This is a genomic window from Mumia sp. ZJ1417 (assembly GCF_014127285.1).
Taxonomy (GTDB): domain Bacteria; phylum Actinomycetota; class Actinomycetes; order Propionibacteriales; family Nocardioidaceae; genus Mumia.
On sequence record NZ_CP059901.1, the window covers coordinates 516,001 to 535,543 of the forward strand.

Below are 19,543 nucleotides of genomic sequence, written 5' to 3' on the forward strand. Positions count from 1 at the left end.
GACATTCTCCACGCCTGCTCGCACGGCCCTGCGTCGTGCCGGGTGAGGAGACGGCATGCATGCCGCTTGACATTAATTCAAGACTCGTACTAAATAAGTGACGTGGCTCACACGGCGGTTCTCGGCATCGACTCCTCGACGCAGTCCACCAAGGCCGTGCTCGTCGACGCGGACGACGGCACGGTCCTCGCACAACGCAGTGAGCCGCACCCGGAGGGGACCGCCGTCGACCCGCGTCACTGGCTGAAGGCGTGCGACGACGTGGTCGGAGACTGGCTCGGCAAGGCCGACGCGGTCGCGGTCGCCGGGCAGCAGCACGGCATGGTCGCGCTCGACTCCGAGGCAGAGCCCGTCCACGACGCGCTGCTCTGGAACGACACCCGTTCCGCCGACGCGGCGACGCAGCTCGTCGCGGAGATGGGCGGGCCGCAGGCGTGCGCCGATGCCGTGGGCAGCGTGCTCGTCGCGTCGTTCACCGCGACCAAGCTGCGGTGGCTGCGCGACCACCAGCCCGAGGCGGCGGCTCGTACGGCGCGGGTGCTGCTCCCGCACGACTACCTCTCATGGCACCTCGCCGAGCGGCGTACCGAGCCGTTCACCGACCGTGGCGACGCTTCGGGCACCGGATACTTCGACGCCCGGACGCGCTCGTGGCGCCACGACCTCGCGGCGGCGGCGCTCGGCCACGACGTCACCCTGCCCCGCGTCGTCGCCGACGGGGCGGCCGCGTACGAGGACAGGTTCGTGCTCGCCGGGGGCACGGGCGACAACATGGGAGCCGCGCTCGGCCTCCGCCTCGGACCCGGCGACGTCGCGGTATCGATCGGCACCTCCGGTGTGGCCAGCGCCGTGTCAGAGGCGCCGGTCGCCGACGGCAGCGGAGCGGTCACGGGATTCGCCGATGCGACCGGCCGCTACCTCCCGATGGTGACGACGATGAACGCCGCCGGGATCCTCGATCTCCAGGCGCGGCTGCTCGGCGTCGACCACGACGGACTCGCTCGCCTCGCGCTCGCCGCGCTGCCGGGCGCGGGTGGCGTGACGCTCTCTCCGTACTACGGCGGGGAGCGCACGCCTGATCGTCCCCACGCCACCGGCGTGTGGTCGGGGCTGCGTCCGGGCACCACGCGCGAGGACCTCGCCCGTGCCGCGTACGAGGCGCTGCTGTGCTCCCTCGCCGACACGGTCGATCTGCTTCGGAGTCGCGTCGGTGGCGATGGCGGGCGGCTGCTGCTCATCGGAGGCGCCGCACGCAACCCCGCGGTCCGCGCCCTCGCGCCCGCGATCCTCGGCCGCCCGGTGCACGTGCCGGCCCCGGGCGAGTACGTCGCGCTGGGCGCGGCACGGCAAGCGGCCTGGGTGCTCGGCGGAGGCGCCGCCCCTCCCACCTGGAAGGCCGCGGGCACCGAGGTGCTCGAGGCCGACCCGACTCCGCGCGTGCGCGAGGCGTACGCCGACCTGCGTGACCGTACCGGCGCGTGGAACTGACACGAGAGGCCATCATGACCATTCCCAAGCCCATCCCAGCGGACAGGTTCTCCTTCGGCCTATGGACCGTCGCGTACCCCGGACGCGACCCCTTCGGCGACCCGACGCGCGCGGAGATGGACCCGGTCCACGCGCTCGAGCGGCTCGCCGAGCTCGGGGCGTACGGCGTGAACTTCCACGACGACGACCTGATCCCCTTCGGGTCGGACGACGGCACGCGGGCACGCATCGTCGAGCGCTGGAAGAAGGGGCTGGCGGACACCGGTCTCGTCGTCACGACCGCCACGACGAACCTCTTCACCCACCCGGTCTTCAAGGACGGTGGCTTCACCTCCAACGACCGCGACGTCCGCCGGTTCGCCATCCGCAAGGTCATGCGCAACATCGACCTCGCGGCCGAGCTGGGCGCGAAGGTGTACGTGTGCTGGGGCGGCCGTGAGGGGGCGGAGTCGGGGGCGGCCAAGGACGTCGCGGCCGCGCTCGACCGCTATCGCGAAGCGTTCAACGTGCTGGGCGAGTTCGTCCACGACCGCGGGTACGACCTGCGGTTCGCGATCGAGCCGAAGCCCAACGAGCCGCGCGGCGACATCCTCCTGCCGACGATCGGCCACGCCCTCGCGTTCATCGAGACCCTCGACCGCTCCGAGAACGTCGGCGTCAACCCGGAGGTCGGGCACGAGGAGATGGCGGGGATGAATGCGGCGCACGGCTACGCCCAGGCGCTGTGGCACGGCAAGCTCTTCCACATCGACCTCAACGGACAGCACGGACCGCGCTACGACCAGGACCTGCGCTTCGGCGCCGGCAATGCCCGCGGAGCGTTCTGGGTCGTCGACGCGCTGGAGGCCGGCGGGTACGACGGGCCGGTGCACTTCGACTTCAAGACCCCTCGTACCGAGGACGAAGACGGTGTGTGGGTCGCGGCGGCGGCGTGCATGACCAACTACCTCGTGCTGCGCGACAAGGTCCGGGCGTTCCGCGCCGACCCCGAGGTGCAGGAGGCGCTCGTCGCCGCGCGGCTCCCGGAGCTCGCCGTCCCGACGCTCGACGAGGGCGAGGGCTGGCGCGAGCTGGAGCAGGCCGAGCTCGCCGACCCCGAGGTGCTCGCGGCGCGCGGTGCCGCGTTCGAGCACCTCGACCAGCTCGCGCTCGAGCACCTGTACGGGGTGCGCGGGTGACGCTCGTCGCGATCGAGGACCTCCGCCGCCAGAACACCGCGGCGGTGGTGCGCAGCCTGCGACACGACGGTCCGGCGACGCGGACCGAGCTGGCGCGGCGGACCGGTCTCGCGAAGGCGACCGTCGGCACGATCGTCGGGAGCCTCTCGGACCGTGGCCACGTGCACGAGGCCGACGCGACGCCCGGGGTCCGTGGACGGCCCGGCCGGCCGGTCGTGCTCACGGGCGCGACGGTCGTCGGCCTCGGACTGGAGGTCAACGTCGACTACGTCGCCGCGGTCGCGGTCGATCTCGGCGGTGCGGTCCGGCTCGAGACGACGGTGCCGGTCGAGGGGCGCGACCCGTACGAGGTGCTCGTCGACCTCGCCCGTACGGCCGAGGCGATGCTCGACGCGGGTGGCGGGCGCGTCGTCGGTGCCACGGTCGCCGTCCCGGGACTCGTCGACCAGCGCCGCGGCGTCGTGGCGATGGCGCCGAACCTCCGCTGGGAGGAGCGCCCCGTCGCGCGGGAGGTCGGCGAGGCCACCGGGCTCGAGGTCACGGTCGAGAACGACGCGAACTGCGCGGCGCTCGCCGAGGCCCGCCGCGGCGCCACGGTCGGTCTCGGGCAATCGGTCTACATCACCGGCACCGTCGGCATCGGCGCCGGCGTCATCACCGACGGTGCGATCGTCCGCGGGACGTCCGGGTTCGCGGGCGAGGTCGGGCACATCCCGCTGGGCGACCCCTCGGCGCTGTGCGGCTGCGGCAGGCGCGGGTGCTGGGAGGCGTCAGTCGGACTCCGCGCCGTGCTCGCGGCGTCCGGTGTCGAGGAGTGCGGTACGCCGCTGGAGTCCGCTCGTGCCGTCGCCGCCCGGGCTTCCGAGGACGTACGCGTGGCCGACGCGCTGGCACGGGTGGGCAAGGTGCTCGGGCAGGGGGTGGCGACCGTCGCCAACATCCTCAACCCCGACGCGGTCGTCCTTGGAGGCTGCTTCGTCCCGCTGGCCGCGTACCTCCTGCCGTCGGCCACGCGTGCGGCGCAGGTCCACGTCACCTCAGCCCCGTACGCGCCGCTCGACCTGCGGCTGAGCACGCTCGGGCTCGGCGCGGCCGCCGCGGGAGCCGCGGAGGAGGCGCTGACCGGCGTCTTCAGCGGCGCGACCGCCCTCTGAACCCCACCCTCCCCGCCCTCGGACCCCGCACGGTGCGAGGCGCGCGGTGGGCTGACGACTGGCGGTGTCAGGCGGTGGCGCGGGTACGGCGCTCGATGAGGGCGTCGACCGAGCGCGGTGACAGCACGTCCTCGAGCACCATCGCGGCAGCGCCGACGAGCGCCTCGCGCCCGTGCAGCGGCGAGCTCACGATGCGCAGCTGGTGCGTCGCGAGGGGGAGCGAGCGCTGATAGACGACCTCGCGGATGCCGGCGAGGAGGTATTCGCCCGTCGCCGACATCGAACCGCCGACCACGACGACCGAGGGGTTGAGCAGGCTCACGCAGGTGGCGAGGACGCTCCCGATCGCGCGTCCGGCCTCGCGTACGGCACGGACCGCCTCCACCTCGCCGCGCTCGACGGCGACCACGACGTCCTGAGGGGTCTCAACCGGGAGTCCACTCGCGCCGAGCTGCGTGGCGATCGCCGGGCCGGCCGCGACCGCCTCGAGGCAGCCGAGGTTGCCGCAGCGGCACGCGACGTCCTCGCCGCGCCCTGACACCTGGACGTGCCCGAGGTCGCCGGCGGTCCCGAGTGCACCGCGGACGAGACGGCGGTTGGAGATGATCCCCGAGCCGATGCCGGTTGCGACCTTCACATAGAGGAGGTCGTCGGTCTCGGGCCAGCGCGTCGTGTGCTCGCCGAGGGCCATCACGTTGACGTCGTTGTCGACGAGGACAGGCACCGAGAACGTCTCGCCGAGGTAGGCGGGGATGTCGAAGTCATGCCAGCCCGGCATGATCGGCGGGTTCGCCGGGCGGCCGGTGGAGTGCTCGACCGGTCCGGGCACGCCGACCCCGATCCCTGCGATCGCCTCCGCTGTGAGGCCCTGATCGGCCAGCAGCTGCCGGGCGAGCCCGGTCACGCGGTCGAGGACGGCCTTCGGGCCTTCGGTGATGTCGCTGGGGACGCTGACCTCGCCCAACACCTCGCCGGCCAGGTCGACGATCGCCACCGCCGCGTGGCTCGCCCCCAGGTCCACGGCGAGGACCGCGTACGAGGCGGCGTTGAGCGCAAAGCGGACCGGGGGTCGCCCACCCGTCGAGGCGGCCTCGCCGACGGGGACCAGCAGGCCCGCGGACAGCAGCAGGTCGAGGCGGGCGGAGACGGTCGAGCGTGCCGACGACGTCAGCTCCGCGATCTCCGCCTTCGTCCGCGCCTGCCCGTCCCGCATCAGCTGGAACACCTCGCTGGCTGCAGTCGCCGGGCTCGACTGCGGCACGAACGAATCCATGAAAAGTAGTCTCCCATGCCTACTTCTGTCGTCAAGTCCTTCAGAAGCATGTCGACGATGAACGTACTTTTGCTTGACGCTCGACATTGACTGTGACTAGCATCACGCGCATGTCAGAGCCCCTCCTCCAGCTCACCGGGATCGTCAAGGAGTTCCCTGGGGTGCGCGCGCTCGACGGCGTCGACCTCACCGTGCGCGCCGGAGAGGTGCACTGCCTCCTCGGCCAGAACGGTGCGGGCAAGTCGACGCTGATCAAGGTGCTCTCCGGAGCCCATGCCGTGGACGAGGGCGAGATCCGCATGGACGGCGCGCCGGTGTCCTTCAGCGATCCGCAGGCCGCGCTCGACGCCGGGATCGCGACGATCTACCAGGAGCTCGATCTCGTCGACGGGCTGAGCGTGGCCGACAACATCTTCCTGGGCCACGAGAAGACGCGCCTCGGGTTCGCCCGCGTCGCCGACACGCGCCGGGCGGCGCGCGAGCTGCTGACCTCGCTGGGCCACCCGGAGATCCGCCCCGCGCGCGAGATCGGCAGCCTCTCTGCGGCTGGCAAGCAAATCGTCTCGGTGGCACGGGCCCTGTCGCGCCGCGCACGCGTGATCGTGATGGACGAGCCGTCCGCCGTCCTCGACCCCGACGAGGTCGACGGCCTGTTCCGCGTGATCGAGGGCCTCCGGTCGTCCGGCCAGGCGATCGTCTACATCTCCCACCGCCTCGAGGAGATCCGACGCATCGGCGACCGGCTGACGGTCCTCAAGGACGGCCGTACGGTCGCCGCCGACCTGTCTGCCCGTGACACCCCCACCGCGGAGCTCGTCACGCTCATGACCGGCCGCGAGGTGTCAGCGGAGTTCCCCCGGCGCGCCCAGCCGATCCCCGACGCGCCGCCGCTCCTGGTCGTCGACGGCCTCGGTCGCGACGGGGAGTTCGACGACGTCTCGTTCTCCGTACGGCCCGGCGAGATCGTCGGACTCGCCGGACTGGTGGGCGCGGGACGCAGCGAGATCGTCGAGACCGTGTACGGAGCCAGGCGGGCGCAGCGCGGTTCCGTCACCGTCGACGGCCGTGTGCTGCGGCGGGGGTCGGTCGACGGGGCCGTGGCCGCCGGACTCGGCCTGTGCCCCGAGGAGCGCAAGTCGCAAGGCCTGGTCCTCGACGAGGCCGTCTCTCGAAACATCTCGCTCGCGAGCCTGCCGCGCTTCTCCCGGTTCGGCGCGACGCGTGATGCGGCCGAGCGGGCCGCCGCGCACGAGGCCGCCCGCTCCGTCGACCTGCGCCCCGACGATCCCGACCGGATCACACGCACGCTGTCGGGCGGCAACCAGCAGAAGGTCGTCCTCGCCCGCTGGCTGCTGCGGTCGTGCCGCGTGCTCCTGCTCGACGAGCCGACCCGGGGTGTCGACGTCGGTGCCCGCAGCGAGATCTACGCCCTCGTCCGCACACTCGCCGACGAAGGCCTGGCGGTCGTGGTCGTCTCCAGCGACATCGACGAGGTGCTCGGCCTCTCCGACCGCGTCCTCGTGGTGGTTGACGGTCGGGTCGTTCACTCCGGGACGTCCGACTCGCTCGACGCCCACGCCGTCCTCGACCGGATCCTCGCCACCCACGAGTTGGCCACCCACGGAACAGCCACCCACGGATCGAAAGGTGACGCCGCGTGAGTACCTCATCGGTGACAGGGAGCGCGCAGCCGACCACGGCCGGCCCGGAGAAGCGAGCTCGGTCGCTCGGGGTCGCCCGCAACCTCGGCCTGGTGGTTGCCCTCGCGCTGCTGTGTGTCGTCGGGCTGGTCACCGCGGGTGATCGGTTCGCCAGCACCGACAACGTCATCACCGTCCTCAGTCTCGCCTCGGCGATCGGCGTGGTGGCGATCGGCATGACGTTCGTGATCACTGGCGGTGGCATCGACCTGTCCGTCGGTGCGATCGTCGCGCTCGCGTCGGTGTGGGCGTCGACCACGGGCACCCAGGCGATGGCCGAGGACGTCGGTTGGATCGTGATCGTGACGACCGCGATCGGCGTCGGCATCGCCTGCGGAGTGATCAACGGAGTCCTCATCGCTTACGGCAAGATCGTCCCGTTCATCGCGACACTGGCGATGCTCGCCAGTGCCCGAGGGCTCGCCGAGATCATCGCCGACCGCAAGACGCAGATCATCCGGGACCAAGGGTTCCGCGACGCTCTCGGCGCCCGGCCGTTCGGCATCCCGGTGATCGTCTTCCTCTTCGCGATCGTCGTCGTCGCCGGGTGGTTCCTGCTCAACCGCACGACGTTCGGCCGGCGGACGTTCGCCGTCGGCGGCAACACCGAGGCCGCGCGCCTCGCGGGCATCAAGGTGCAGCGCCACACCGTCTACCTGTACGCGCTGCTGGGCGCCACCTGCGGCCTGGCCGCCGTGATGCTCATGTCGCGCACGCAGACGGGGTCGTCCACCCACGGACTGATGTGGGAGCTCGACGCCATCGCCGCGGTCGTCATCGGCGGCACGCTGCTCAGCGGCGGTCGCGGCACCGTGGTCGGGACGCTCCTGGGCGTCCTGATCTTCACCACCCTCACCAATGTCTTCACGCTCAACAACCTGTCGACGTCCGTCCAGGCCGTCGCCAAGGGCGTGATCATCGTCGTCGCTGTGCTCCTCCAGCAGCGCCTGGCGAACCGCAGCACCTAGACCCCACCGAGGAGACGGCAATGTCCACCACCAACCCGCGCCGACGCCTGTTGGCGATCGGCGGCGCCCTCGCGGCCGCCGCACTGACCCTGACCGCGTGCACCAACAGCTCCGACGACGGCGACAACGACAACGCCGCCAACGCTGGCGCCGGCGACAACGCCGAGACTGGCGAGACCGTACGGATCGGCTTCTCGGCCCCTGCCGCCGACCACGGATGGATGGGGGCGATCACCGATGCGGCTGTCGATCAGGCTGGCGCGTTCGACGACGTCGAGCTGGTCCACGCCGAAGGCACCAACGACGTCAACCTGCAGATCTCGCAGGTCGAGACCTTCATCAACGACAAGGTCGACGCCATCGTCCTGCTGCCGTTCGACGGTGCGGCGATGACCGACGTGGCGACCCGCGCGATGGAGGCCGGCATCCCGGTGATCAACGTCGACCGCGAGTTCGACTCGCCGTTCGCGGCACGGACGACCGTGCTCGGCGACAACTACGGCATGGGCGTCTCTGCGGGGAGCTACGTCTGCGAGCAGGCCGACGGCAACACCGATGCCATCGTCGCCGAGATCGCGGGCATCGACTCGCTGCCGTTGACCCAAGACCGCTCGCGCGGGTTCAAGGACGCGCTGGCCGACTGCGGGCTGAAGGTCTCGAACCGTGTCGCAGCGGAGTTCACCGTCGAGACCGGCGAACGTGCCGCGGCCAACCTCCTGCAGGCCGCCCCGAAGATCGATTTCCTGTGGAACCACGACGACGACCAGGGCGTCGGTGTGCTGGCCGCGATCGAGAACGCCGGACGAGACGAGTTCGTCATGATCGGCGGTGCCGGCTCGGCCAACGTGATGCGGTCCATCGAGGCTGACGACACCGTCCTCAAGGCCACCGTCATCTATCCGTCGACGCAGGGTGCGGACGGCATCAAGCTCGCCCGGCTGATCGCGCAGGGCCGCTCGATGTCCGACCTCGCGGAGGTCGAGGTCCCGCGGGTCGTGCAGCTCGCGGCGCCGACCGTGACCAAGGAGAACGTCGACCAGTACGTGGACTCGGCCTTCGAGTCCTGACGACGGCCGCACACCCCGCCGGCCCGCTCGGCGGGGTGTGCGCCGCCTCCTCACGCCCCTCGGCCCGAAGGAACCCCATGACAGACACCTCACGTGAGCTCGGCGTCGGGCAGGTCGGCTACGCCTTCATGGGCGCGGCGCACTCCCAGGCGTGGCGCACCGCGCCCTCCTTCTTCGACCTCCCCCTCGCTCCTCGGCTGCGCGCCCTGTGCGGGCGAGACGCCGCCGCCGCGCAGGCGGTCGCCGACCGCTTCGGCTGGGAGTCCGTCGAGTCCGACTGGCGTGCGCTGATCACCCGTGACGACATCGACCTGATCGACATCTGCACCCCCGGCAGCACCCACGTGGAGATCGCCGTCGCCGCCTTGCGCGCCGGCAAGCACGTCCTGTGCGAGAAGCCGCTCGCCAACACGGTCGAAGAGGCCGAGCTGATGGCCGAGGCGGCGGCCGAGGCCGCCACGCGCGGCGTGTACGCGATGGTCGGCTTCACCTACCGCCGTACCCCCGCGCTGTCGTTCGCCCGGCAGCTGGTCGCCGACGGGCGGCTTGGGACGATCCGGCACGTCCGGGCGCAATACCTCCAGGACTGGCTCACCGACGCCGACGCCCCTCTCAGCTGGCGCCTCGACAAGACACTCGCCGGGTCCGGCGCACTGGGCGACATCGGTGCGCACCTCGTCGACGCGGCCCAGTTCCTCACCGGGTCCGCGATCAGCTCGGTGAGCGGCGTGCTCCAGACCTTCGTCGACAGCCGACCCGTCGCCGGCGACCACGGCACGCTCGGGGGGAGCGGCAGCGCCGACGTCGAGCGCGGCCCGGTGACGGTCGACGACGCCGCGGCGTTCACGGCACGCTTCGACAACGGCGCTCTCGGCGTCTTCGAGGCGACCCGGTTCGCGACCGGCCGCAAGAACGCGATGCGCCTGGAGATCAGCGGGTCGGACGGCGCGCTCGCGTTCGACTTCGAGGAGATGAACCTTCTCCACTTCTACGACGCGACCGAGCCGGCCGAGACCGCGGGCTTCCGCCGCATCGTCGTCACCGAGCCGACCCACCCATACGCGGGTGCGTGGTGGCCTGCGGGTCACGGTCTCGGCTACGAGCACGGCTTCACCCACCAGGTCGTCGACCTCGTCAACGCCATCGCCGCGGGCGAGCAGCCGACCCCGTCCTTCGCCGACGGGCTCTCGGTCCAGCGTGTGCTCGCCGCAGTGGAGGCCAGTGCAATGGACGAGTCCCGTCACCAGAAGGTGCCGCACGACGCGGGCACCGCCGAGGGCCCGCACGCCGGGCGACAAGGAGGCGCGTCATGACGCGACCGATCACGCTCTTCACCGGACAGTGGGCCGACCTGCCGTTCGAGGAGGTGGCGCGCCTGGCGTCGGGCTGGGGCTACGACGGGCTCGAGATCGCCTGCTGGGGCGACCACTTCGACCCGTGGGCCGCGGTCGAGGACGACGGCTATGTCCAGGCGAAGCGGGAGGTGCTCGACAAGTACGGCCTCGAGGTGCACGCGATCTCCAACCACCTCAAGGGCCAGGCCGTGTGCGACGACCCGATCGATCTGCGCCACCGCGACATCCTGCCCGACCGGATCTGGGGCGACGGTGATCCCGAAGGCGTCCGTCAGCGCGCGGCCGAGGAGATGAAGAACACCGCCCGTGCCGCACGGCTGCTCGGCGTCGACACGGTCGTCGGATTCACCGGATCGTCCATCTGGAAGTACGTCGCGATGTTCCCTCCGGCCTCGCAGGCCCTCATCGACGCGGGGTACGAGGACTTCGCGAACCGCTGGAACCCGATCCTCGACGTCTTCGACGCCGAAGGGGTGCGGTTCGCGCACGAGGTCCACCCGAGCGAGATCGCGTACGACTACTGGACGACCGTCCGCACGCTCGAGGCGATCGGTCACAGGGAGGCGTTCGGCCTCAACTGGGACCCGTCGCACTTCGTCTGGCAGGACCTTGACCCGCTCGGGTTCCTGTGGGACTTCCAGGACCGGATCTACCACGTCGACTGCAAGGACGCGAAGAAGCAGGTCGGCAACGGACGCAACGGACGGCTCGGCTCGCACCTGCCGTGGGCCGACCCTCGGCGCGGCTGGGACTTCGTGTCGACGGGGCGCGGTGACGTCCCGTGGGAAGCATGCTTCCGGATGCTCAACACGATCGGCTACGACGGGCCCGTCTCGATCGAGTGGGAGGACGCGGGCATGGACCGTCTCGTCGGGGCTCCCGAGGCGCTGGCGTTCGTGAAGCAGAACCTCTTCGACGCCCCGGCTGCCGCCTTCGACGCCGCCTTCAGCACGAAGGAGTAGGCGCCGGCGCGTGTGTGCGGTCGATCGGTGCTCGTACGGAGCGCCGATCGACCGCACAGTCGGCTTCAGGGTCAGCGGCGCTTGACGACCGTGATCCGGATCGGCTTCGACCGGCTCGACTTCGTGGTCTTGGACCCGCCGTACGTCACCGTGATGCGGTGCTTGCCCTTCTTGAGGCGGGGCAGCGTGATCCGCTTGATGCCGCTCGCGCCGACGCGCACCCTCTTGAGCGTGCGCTTGCCGTCCTTGACGACGAGCATGCCGCCGGGCTTGACGCCCCGTGCGGCACGGACGCGGACGCGTACGGCGGCGCGCTTCTTGGTCGTGATGCGGTGCTTGCCGACGAGTTTCGCACTCGTCGTCGTCGCGACCTTCACGACCGGCGCCGGCGCCGGCTTCGGCGGGGTCGGCTTGGGCGGCTGGGGTTTCGGAGCGAGAGCCGTCACGAACGCGTCGGCGATCTTCTGGTGGCCTGTGTCGTTGGCGTGGATGTCGCCGTTGCTGCACATCCACGTCCATCCGCAGACGCGGGCGACGTTGAGCGGGACCTGCTCGGGGTAGCCGGGGAGGTCGACCAGCGTCTTGTCGTTCGACGAGAACGTGCCGGCGACGTCCGCGGTCACGAAGCCGTTCTTGGTGTTCGCCGCCGTGATGGTGTCGTTGAGCGACTGCGCGACACCGACCGAGAGCTCGGCGAGCGCCCTGTTGCCTCCGACCCAACCGGCGAGGAACGGGTTGTAGTACGTCATGCCGAGGTAGCGAGGCTTGGCGCCGCCGGCCTCGCGCAGCGCGGCGTCGATCGCGGACACGTCCGCACCGACCGACTGGATGCGCTTGGTGAGGCAGGTCAGCATGTCGTCGCCGTCGGCTCCTGCGGGCACGCACGGGTGCACGTCGTTGGCGCCGATGCCGACCGAGACGTAGGCGACCTGGCCGGGGTGCTCCTTCAGGAACGTCACCGCGGCTGCCAGCTGCGTGCCTTCGTCGTACGCGCACGCGCCCGGGTTGCCGTTGGCGTGCTTGCCGGTGAGCACCGAGCGTGCGGTGGCGCCGGCGCACCCGAATGCCTCGTGCTCGAGGTAGGGGTCGGACTCCTTGAGCTTCTCGTACAGGCGGCCCGTGTACGCGGTCTCCGGCTCGTCCGCCCGCGAGTCCGGCTGCCAGCCGGTCGCCAGCGAGTCGCCCAGTGAGACGTAGTAGCGGGGGCCGGGGTCTGCGGCGAGCGCAGGCGAGGCGGCTGCCAGTCCGCTGAGGGTCAGGCCGCACGCCGCGAGGACGGCGGCGGCCTTGTGTGCGATGGACACGTGGGGTTCTCCCTCCGATAGGTGAGAGCACCTTAGGCGTGTTCGTGGCGTGGGTCACACTCGCCCTCTCCCTTCGGCGCTGCTGACCACCTACGCCGCGCTTGTGCCGTTCGCGCGGTACTGTCCTTGAGGCAACCTGTGCGACAAAGGAGCCGGCTTGTCCAGACTCTCGCGTACCGCTGCCCCTGTCACCGCCGTGCTCTGCGGCCTCGTCCTGCTCACCGCTGAGCGTCCGCTCGTGCAGAGCCACGAGGTGCGGTTGGTGTCCACCAGCGTCCCCACCGCCGCCGCGGTGCCCGACGCCACCCCCCTTGCCGCGCCTCGACCGACGAAGATCCAGCGGGAGGTCGGCCGGCGGATCACCGCACTGCTGACGCCTCCGGGGGAGAAGCCTGCCGACGGACTCCCGGTCGGTCTCGACTCGGGCGTGATCGGCGTCATCGGCAGCACGGTGGACGGATACACGCTGGTCGTCACGAGAGGGACGGACGGTGCCGCCCTCGTCTCGAAGCTCACCGCAGATCTTCCGGACAAGGCCAGGCAAGGACTTGAGATCCGCGTCTCCGGACGCACCGCCGACGAGCTCCGCGCAGCGTGGGCAGCCGTGTTCGCGCAGCAGTGGCGCACCCTCGCACCCGCGCCCCAGCACGCCGTCGCGGTCGAGCTCGATCCCGAGCGCGAGGCCGTCGTCGTGGTCATCGGCTCTGAGCCGCCAGACGTCGGTCGACTCGACACGCTCCAGCGGCCGTTGCGGGGCGTCGAGCCCGGAGCCGTCGTCATCCAGTACGGGGGAGCAGCCGGCCGCGCGGTCGGCGACGAATAGATGTCAGTCTTCACGACCTTCCGGGCTCGCTCTCTCACGGCAGCCACGGTGATTCTCATCGCGCTAGGCCTGCTGCTCTCCCTCGTCGTGGCTCCTGTGCAGGCCGCGCCGGAGCCGAAGCCTCTCCCGACCGGCGTGCACGTCGACTACCAGCTCGGCGGGATCCGCAGCGTTCCCTCCAGCGTCGGCATCGTCGTACGCGACCGGAAGGCGAAGCCTCTCGCCGGCCGCTACAACATCTGCTACGTCAACGCCTTCCAGACCCAGAAAAGCGAGCGCAAGTCCTGGCGCCACAAGCGCTGGCACCTCGTGCTGAAGAGGAACGGCAAGGCCGTCAAGGACACCGAGTGGAACGAGTGGCTGCTCGACATCCGGACGGGCGCCAAGCGTGCGAAGCTCGCGAAGGTCATGCGCACCTGGATGAAGGGCTGCGCCCGTGCCGGCTACGACGCCGTCGAGCTCGACAACCTCGACTCCTTCCTTCGAAGCCGCGGCCTCCTCAGTCGCAAGCAGGCCGTCGCGTACGCGAAACGCCTCGTGAAGTCCGCACACGCCGTCGGGCTCGCCGTGGGGCAGAAGAACTTCGCCGAGCTCAACGGCAAGAAGATCGGCTTCGACTTCGCCATCGCGGAACAGTGCGGCCAGTGGCGCGAGTGCGCGGCCTACGTGCGCTCGTACGGTCGCCGGGTCATCGCCGTCGAGTATCGGCGCAAGGACTTCCGGTGGACCTGCACGCGCTACGGAGCCATGCTCCCGGTCGTCTACCGCGACCACGCGCTCAAGCCCAAGGGCGTACGCACGTTCTGCTGACACCGCCGTCCTGTGCGGGTCCTCGGCCGTCACTCCCCGACGTCCTGCATACTGACCGCCAGGGGACGGGTGTCCCGATCCCCTGGGCCTCTAGCTCAATTGGCAGAGCAACGGACTTTTAATCCGTGGGTTGTGGGTTCGAGTCCCACGGGGCCTACCGAAGACCCGCGCATGGGCGCAACCTCGCGGATTCGGCCACGCGCGAGAGTTTTGCGGCTTATCTTCTTGGCGACATCCCTCCGCTTGCCAGGAGCCGCACGATGCTGCCCACCTCTCCCTCGCGCCCCCTGCGGCGCCTCGCTCTCGCGGCGACCGCAGTGGCGCTGATCGCTGCCGCCGCGCCTGCGGCGACCGCCGCAGACGATCCGCCGACCACCGGGTCCGGACCGGACGCAGCCGCGAAGACCCGCGCCGCTGCCCAGGTCCACGAAGTGCGCTCCGTCCCGAGCCGCGCCGCGGGCCTCCTCGTCACGTACGACAAGGTGGCGACGACGGGGTCCTCCACCGTCACGGCCGCGGCCCGGAAGGTCGCCAAGGCCGAGGTGGGCGCGCTCGCCCCGGCGACCGTGCCGGTGAGCGCCGACACGAGCGCGATCCGCTTCGCCGAGCCCGCCTCGCTCGCGGACGCGCAGAAGGCGGCCGCAGAGGTTGCTGAGCTGCCTGGCATCGCTTCCGTCGTGCCCGACCGCTACCGGACCATCCGCACCGCCTCTCCGGTGACGCCCAACGACACGTTCTTCGCCGACCAGTGGGCCTTGTGGGACACACGCGACGTCGCCGACGGGGCGGCACTGCCGTCGGGTGGCTACGGAACCCACAGCCCGGCGCTCTGGCGTGCGACCCGCGGCTCGTCCTCGGTCGTCGTCGCGGTGCTCGACACCGGACGCACCACGCACCCTGATCTCGACGCCAACACGGTCGCGGGCTTCGACATGATGAGCGAGGGCACCGCTGAGTGGGCGCGTGACGGCGACGGTCGCGACGCGGACCCCGCCGACGAGGGCGACTGGGTGGAGCTCGGGCAATGTGACCTGGACGACGAGTACGACAGCAGCTGGCACGGGACCCACGTCGCGGGCATCGTGGCCGCGGCCTCGGGCAACGCGCGGGGCATCGCCGGCAACGCGCCGGGCGTCAAGGTTCAGCACGTCCGCGTCCTCGGCACGTGTGGCGGGATCGACTCCGACATCCTCGCGGCGATCACCTGGGCATCGGGCGGTGTCGTTCCGGGACTTCCGGTCAACACCACTCCTGCCAAGGTGATCAACATGTCGTTCGGCGGGGCCGGCGGGGCTTGCCCGGCCGTGTGGAACTCGACGATCGCCGCAGCGCGGGCCCGTGGCAGCGTGCTGGTCGCCGCGGCAGGAAACGAGGACCTCGATGCCGCGGAGGTGACACCTGCGAACTGTGCGGGCGTCGTCACGGTCGGCGCGACAGAGGAGTACGGCCAGCGGGCCTCCTACTCCAACTCGGGGCCCACGGTCGACCTGTCGGCGCCGGGCGGGGAGAGCATCCCCGAGATCGGGATGCGCGGCGTGGTCTCGACGCTCAACGACGGCACCACCACCCCCGACAACCCGGCATACGCCGAGTACGACGGCACGAGCATGGCCGCACCGGCGGTCTCCGGCGCCGCCGCGCTGATCGCGTCCCTGGGCACGACCTCTCCGGCGCAGATCGAGAGCGCGTTGCGCGCGGCTGTCCAGCCGTTCCCCCGCTACGGCGGTGACCTCGCGCCCTGGGACTGCACGACCGCGACCTGCGGCACCGGCATCCTCGACCTGGCACGAGTCCCCGTCCGGCGCTCGGCCCCGGCCGTCAGCGGCGCAGTCCGTCCGGGAGCGGTCGTCCGTGCCTCCGCCGGCACCTGGATCGGTGGACCGAGCGGTTTCCGCTACCAGTGGCTGCGCAACGGCGCTCCGATCGCCGGAGCCACGGGCGCCTCGTACCGGGTGCAGGTCGCCGACGTCGGTCGGCGTCTCGCCGTCCGTGTGACCGGCGTCAAGGCGGGCTTCAGCATCCCGACGGCGACCTCCGGGCAGTCCGCGGTCGTGCCCAAGGTCGCCTCGAGCGCGACGCTGGTCGTGAAGCCGAAGAGCACCAGGTACGGCCGGACGCGGGCAACCCTGAAGGCCACCGTCCGGGTCGGCGCAGGCTCCCCGACGGGCACCGTCGTGTTCCGTGACGGTACGAAGGTGCTCAAGAAGGCCAAGGTCCGCGCCGGAAGGGCCTCGTACACGCTCGGCAAGCGCACCCTCAAGAGGGGCAAGCACAAGATCACGGTGACGTTCGTCCCCTCCAGCGGCAGCTACGCCAGCGCGAGATCGAAGGTCGTGTCGCTGCGGGTGCGGCGACGTGAGGGCGGGCGAGGGACCCTCTCGCCCGCATTCCGAGGGCGGATGTCACGCGAAACTACCTGAGCGGACGACGGATGCAGTTGCCAAACGCCCTCTCAAGAGTCGATCCGCACCGCTCTACCCGGCGGTCAGATGCGAGGTCGGTCGATTTTCCACCGATTCTCGGATCCGTGGCACCTGCCCGCCGAACACCACGTAGCCTGAAGCGGTACAGCCGTCGACCTGGAGCGGAGGAGGCCGTCGTGGCGACACCGGAGCCCTTGGACGTGCGTCTCCGCGATCAGGACGCACTCGACGAGATCGAGATGACGAGCAACCTGATGATCGCCGCGTCGGAGACGCCCGGTCCATTGAGCCAGCAGATCGTCGATGAGATCCTAGGCGTACGCCCTCACCAGGGCTGCGCCTGACGCACTCGCGCGGCCTACACCCAGGGCGTCCTGCGCGCTCTCTAGGGGCAGGACCTACCATTAATGCGGCCTTACCCCACCCTGACGGGAGCTTGTCGTGCGGTTGCGTATCCGACCGACTGAAACATCCTTCTATGACCTCTTCACGGAGCTCGCGAACCACCTCGTGGACGGCGCGAACCTCCTGGCGAAGATGCTGGACGCGTCCTCCGATCGTGATGCTGTCGCCAAGCAACTGAGCGAGGTCGAGCACGCGGCCGACGACACGACACACGCGATCATCAACCGCGTCAACCAGACGTTCGTGACGCCGTTCGACCGTGAGGACATCTACAAGCTCGCCAGCAGCCTCGATGACGTCATGGACTTCATCGAAGAGGCGGGCGACCTGGTCGTCCTCTACGAGCTGGAGTCGATGCCGTCCCGGATGGCCACGATGGTGGAAGTGATCCAGCGAGGCTGCGAGCTCACCGCCGAGGCCATGCCGCGTCTGCGGACGATGACCGACCTGTCCGAGTACTGGATCGAGATCAACCGTCTCGAGAACCAGGCCGACCGTGACTACCGCCGGATCCTCGCCAAACTCTTCTCCGGCGAGTACAAGGCGCTCGAGGTCCTCAAGCTCAAGGACGTCGTCGAGTCCCTCGAGGACGCGGTCGACGCGCTCGAGTCCGTGGCCAACACGGTCGAACAGATCGCAGTCAAGGAGTCCTGAGGGTGGACCTCACCCTGGTCATGGTCGTCCTCGTCATCAGCGTTGCGCTGATCTTCGACTACACCAACGGCTTCCACGATGCGGCCAACGCGATCGCGACGTCAGTGTCCACCCGGGCACTGACACCGCGAATCGCTCTTGTGATGGCCGCGATCATGAACTTCATCGGAGCGTTCCTCGGCACCGAGGTCGCAGACACGGTTGGCAGCATCATCGCCGAAGGCGTCGAGGGCGACGGCAATCACGGCCTCACCGTCGTGCTCTCGGCGCTGGTCGGTGCGATCGTCTGGAACCTCATCACCTGGTACTTCGGGCTTCCGTCGTCCTCGTCCCACGCGCTGATCGGCGGCCTGGTCGGCGCCGGTGTCGCGTCGGCGAGCACCGTCGAGTGGAACACGGTGGTGGACAAGGTCGCCATCCCGATGGTGATCTCGCCGGTGGTCGGCTTCAGCGGCGCGTTCTTGCTCATGCTGGCGATCATGTGGATCTTCCGGCATCGCAACCCGCACCGGACGATGCGCGGGTTCCGGCTCGCGCAGACCGTCTCGGCCGCCGCGATGGCGCTCGGTCACGGTCTCCAGGACGCGCAGAAGACGATGGGCGTCATGTTCCTCGCGCTGCTCGCCGGTGGATACGTGGCAGCCGACGACGGCATCCCACTGTGGGTCAAGGTCGGCGCGGCCACAGCGATCTCGCTCGGGACGTACTCGGGCGGCTGGCGCATCATGCGTACCCTCGGGCGCCGCATCATCCACCTCGACCCGGCTCGCGGCTTCGCAGCCGAGGCGACGGCGGCAGCGGTGCTGTACGTGATGGCGATCGGTCTGCACGCTCCGGTCTCGACGACCCACACGATCACCTCGTCGATCATGGGCGCTGGCGCCACCAAGCGGTTCAGCGCCGTTCGTTGGGGCGTCGCGCGGGGCATCGTGATGGCGTGGATCGTGACGATCCCCGCCGCGGCGCTCGTGGCGGCGGTCACCTACTGGATCTGCGCACTGTTCCTGCCGTAGGGGCCTGTCGACACCCCCGCTGGTCGAGCCTGTCGAGACCACGCACAAAGGCGCCCTCCGACCCACTGGGTCGGAGGACGCCTTTTCGTACGGGGCCAGCGCCGTACGGCCTACCCGAAGCGGCCGGTGATGTAGGCCTCGGTCGAGGGGTTGTCGGGGTTCGAGAAGATCTTGGTCGTCGACCCGGACTCGATGAGCTGCCCGGGCTCGCCGATACCGGCGAGGTTGAAGAACGCCGTCTCGTCGGACACCCGGGCCGCCTGCTGCATGTTGTGGGTGACGATGACGATCGTGTACGTCTCCTTGAGCTGGCCGATCAGGTCCTCGATCGCGCTGGTCGAGATCGGGTCGAGTGCCGAGCACGGCTCATCCATCAGCAGCACCTGCGGCTCCACGGCGATCGCGCGGGCGATGCAGAGCCGCTGCTGCTGGCCGCCCGAGAGCCCGGCACCGGGACGGTTCAGACGGTCCTTGACCTCGTCCCAGAGGTTCGCCCCACGCAGCGAGCGCTCGGTCAGCGCCTCGGCCTCGTCCTTCTTGAGTCGGCCGCCGTTGAGGCGTACGCCGGCGAGGACGTTGTCGCGGATCGACATCGTCGGGAAGGGGTTTGGGCGCTGGAAGACCATGCCGATCTCGCGGCGTACGAGCACGGGGTCGACTCCCGGCGCGTACAGGTCGCGTCCGTCGACGCGGACCGTCCCCTCGACGCGGGCGCCGGGGGCGACCTCGTGCATGCGGTTGAGCGAGCGCAGGAACGTCGACTTGCCACATCCCGACGGGCCGATCACGGCCGTCACCGACTGGGCCGGGATCGCGAGCGTCACGCCACGGACGGCGTGGACGTCCCCGTAGTAGATGTCGAGGTCCTCCACGTCGATGCCGATCGCGGCGGGACGGGGGGCGGTGCCGGCGGCCGACGCGCCGGTTGCCGGCGTCGTGGCGGAGTCGCGGAGTACGGATCGCATG

17 protein-coding genes and 1 tRNA gene are annotated in these 19,543 nt (G+C 70.4%); 15 read left to right on the plus strand and 3 right to left on the minus strand.

Annotation, left to right across the window (positions count from 1 at the left end):
• The first annotated feature begins 102 nt into the window (after nt 1-102).
• From xylB to H4N58_RS02445, 3 genes are read left to right on the plus strand one after another with little or no spacing between them, the layout of a single operon-like run.
• Nucleotides 103-1,488: a xylulokinase gene (xylB, locus tag H4N58_RS02435; RefSeq protein ID WP_167001382.1), complete on the plus strand. Its 1,386-nt coding sequence runs from the start codon at nt 103-105 to the stop codon at nt 1,486-1,488.
• A 14-nt stretch (nt 1,489-1,502) separates the two neighbouring features.
• Nucleotides 1,503-2,666 carry a xylose isomerase gene (xylA, locus tag H4N58_RS02440; protein ID WP_167249169.1) on the plus strand — a complete coding sequence of 388 codons (1,164 nt, stop codon included), beginning with the start codon at nt 1,503-1,505 and terminating at the stop codon, nt 2,664-2,666.
• Nucleotides 2,663-3,820, plus strand: a complete 1,158-nt coding sequence (locus H4N58_RS02445) for an ROK family transcriptional regulator (protein ID WP_167249167.1) — start codon at nt 2,663-2,665, stop codon at nt 3,818-3,820. The genes xylA and H4N58_RS02445 overlap by 4 nt, the downstream gene beginning before the upstream one ends.
• Nucleotides 3,821-3,887: 67 nt before the next feature.
• Here H4N58_RS02445 and H4N58_RS02450 read toward each other — a convergent pair whose 3' ends face one another.
• The gene (locus H4N58_RS02450; protein ID WP_167249166.1) at nt 3,888-5,093 is read right to left on the minus strand and encodes an ROK family protein; all 1,206 of its coding nucleotides are present in this window, start codon (nt 5,091-5,093) and stop codon (nt 3,888-3,890) included.
• Between the two features lie 110 nt (nt 5,094-5,203).
• Between H4N58_RS02450 and H4N58_RS02455 the strand changes: the two genes are divergently transcribed.
• The 5 genes from H4N58_RS02455 (at nt 5,204) to H4N58_RS02475 (ending at nt 11,145) form a co-directional block, all read left to right on the plus strand.
• On the plus strand, nt 5,204-6,754 hold the full coding sequence (locus tag H4N58_RS02455; RefSeq protein ID WP_167249164.1) for a sugar ABC transporter ATP-binding protein: 1,551 nt from the start codon (nt 5,204-5,206) through the stop codon (nt 6,752-6,754).
• A complete protein-coding gene (locus H4N58_RS02460) occupies nt 6,751-7,761 on the plus strand; it encodes an ABC transporter permease (RefSeq protein ID WP_167249162.1) in 1,011 nt (336 codons plus the stop codon). The genes H4N58_RS02455 and H4N58_RS02460 overlap by 4 nt, the downstream gene beginning before the upstream one ends.
• Nucleotides 7,762-7,781: 20 nt before the next feature.
• The gene (locus H4N58_RS02465; protein ID WP_167249160.1) at nt 7,782-8,828 is read left to right on the plus strand and encodes a substrate-binding domain-containing protein; all 1,047 of its coding nucleotides are present in this window, start codon (nt 7,782-7,784) and stop codon (nt 8,826-8,828) included.
• Nucleotides 8,829-8,905: 77 nt separating this feature from the next.
• Complete coding sequence (locus H4N58_RS02470; RefSeq protein WP_167249158.1) at nt 8,906-10,141, plus strand: Gfo/Idh/MocA family protein; 1,236 nt, start codon at nt 8,906-8,908, stop codon at nt 10,139-10,141.
• Nucleotides 10,138-11,145, plus strand: coding sequence for a sugar phosphate isomerase/epimerase (locus H4N58_RS02475; protein ID WP_167001390.1), 1,008 nt, complete (start codon nt 10,138-10,140; stop codon nt 11,143-11,145). The genes H4N58_RS02470 and H4N58_RS02475 overlap by 4 nt, the downstream gene beginning before the upstream one ends.
• Nucleotides 11,146-11,216: 71 nt before the next feature.
• Here H4N58_RS02475 and H4N58_RS02480 read toward each other — a convergent pair whose 3' ends face one another.
• Nucleotides 11,217-12,449: an SGNH/GDSL hydrolase family protein gene (locus tag H4N58_RS02480; protein WP_167249156.1), complete on the minus strand. Its 1,233-nt coding sequence runs from the start codon at nt 12,447-12,449 to the stop codon at nt 11,217-11,219.
• Nucleotides 12,450-12,606: 157 nt separating this feature from the next.
• On the opposite strand from H4N58_RS02480, the gene H4N58_RS02485 reads away from it, so the two are divergent.
• From H4N58_RS02485 to H4N58_RS02515, 7 genes are all read left to right on the plus strand, one after another.
• The gene (locus tag H4N58_RS02485; RefSeq protein WP_167249154.1) at nt 12,607-13,272 is read left to right on the plus strand and encodes a hypothetical protein; all 666 of its coding nucleotides are present in this window, start codon (nt 12,607-12,609) and stop codon (nt 13,270-13,272) included.
• Entirely contained in the window at nt 13,273-14,082 is an 810-nt protein-coding gene (locus H4N58_RS02490; RefSeq protein WP_182397132.1) for an endo alpha-1,4 polygalactosaminidase, read from the plus strand.
• Between the two features lie 84 nt (nt 14,083-14,166).
• A tRNA-Lys gene (locus tag H4N58_RS02495) sits at nt 14,167-14,239 on the plus strand.
• Between the two features lie 103 nt (nt 14,240-14,342).
• Nucleotides 14,343-16,502, plus strand: coding sequence for a S8 family serine peptidase (locus tag H4N58_RS02500; RefSeq protein ID WP_167249151.1), 2,160 nt, complete (start codon nt 14,343-14,345; stop codon nt 16,500-16,502).
• Nucleotides 16,503-16,681: 179 nt separating this feature from the next.
• Complete coding sequence (locus H4N58_RS02505) at nt 16,682-16,849, plus strand: hypothetical protein (RefSeq protein ID WP_167001395.1); 168 nt, start codon at nt 16,682-16,684, stop codon at nt 16,847-16,849.
• A gap of 97 nt (nt 16,850-16,946) precedes the next feature.
• Entirely contained in the window at nt 16,947-17,564 is a 618-nt protein-coding gene (locus tag H4N58_RS02510) for a DUF47 domain-containing protein (protein WP_167001396.1), read from the plus strand.
• A 2-nt stretch (nt 17,565-17,566) separates the two neighbouring features.
• Complete coding sequence (locus H4N58_RS02515) at nt 17,567-18,577, plus strand: inorganic phosphate transporter (protein ID WP_279587721.1); 1,011 nt, start codon at nt 17,567-17,569, stop codon at nt 18,575-18,577.
• Nucleotides 18,578-18,687: 110 nt separating this feature from the next.
• Here H4N58_RS02515 and pstB read toward each other — a convergent pair whose 3' ends face one another.
• Nucleotides 18,688-19,542 carry a phosphate ABC transporter ATP-binding protein PstB gene (pstB, locus tag H4N58_RS02520; RefSeq protein ID WP_167002297.1) on the minus strand — a complete coding sequence of 285 codons (855 nt, stop codon included), beginning with the start codon at nt 19,540-19,542 and terminating at the stop codon, nt 18,688-18,690.
• Nucleotide 19,543 lies beyond the last annotated feature (1 nt).

Excerpts from the sequence above, each read along its gene's own strand:
- xylA (WP_167249169.1), top strand. The coding sequence starts at position 1,503 with ATGACCATTCCCAAGCCCATCCCAGCGGACAGGTTCTCCTTCGGCCTA.
- H4N58_RS02450 (WP_167249166.1), bottom strand. The coding sequence starts at position 5,093 with ATGGATTCGTTCGTGCCGCAGTCGAGCCCGGCGACTGCAGCCAGCGAG.
- H4N58_RS02455 (WP_167249164.1), top strand. The coding sequence starts at position 5,204 with ATGTCAGAGCCCCTCCTCCAGCTCACCGGGATCGTCAAGGAGTTCCCT.
- H4N58_RS02465 (WP_167249160.1), top strand. The coding sequence starts at position 7,782 with ATGTCCACCACCAACCCGCGCCGACGCCTGTTGGCGATCGGCGGCGCC.
- H4N58_RS02470 (WP_167249158.1), top strand. The coding sequence starts at position 8,906 with ATGACAGACACCTCACGTGAGCTCGGCGTCGGGCAGGTCGGCTACGCC.
- H4N58_RS02475 (WP_167001390.1), top strand. The coding sequence starts at position 10,138 with ATGACGCGACCGATCACGCTCTTCACCGGACAGTGGGCCGACCTGCCG.
- H4N58_RS02490 (WP_182397132.1), top strand. The coding sequence starts at position 13,273 with ATGTCAGTCTTCACGACCTTCCGGGCTCGCTCTCTCACGGCAGCCACG.
- H4N58_RS02500 (WP_167249151.1), top strand. The coding sequence starts at position 14,343 with ATGCTGCCCACCTCTCCCTCGCGCCCCCTGCGGCGCCTCGCTCTCGCG.
- pstB (WP_167002297.1), bottom strand. The coding sequence starts at position 19,542 with ATGCGATCCGTACTCCGCGACTCCGCCACGACGCCGGCAACCGGCGCG.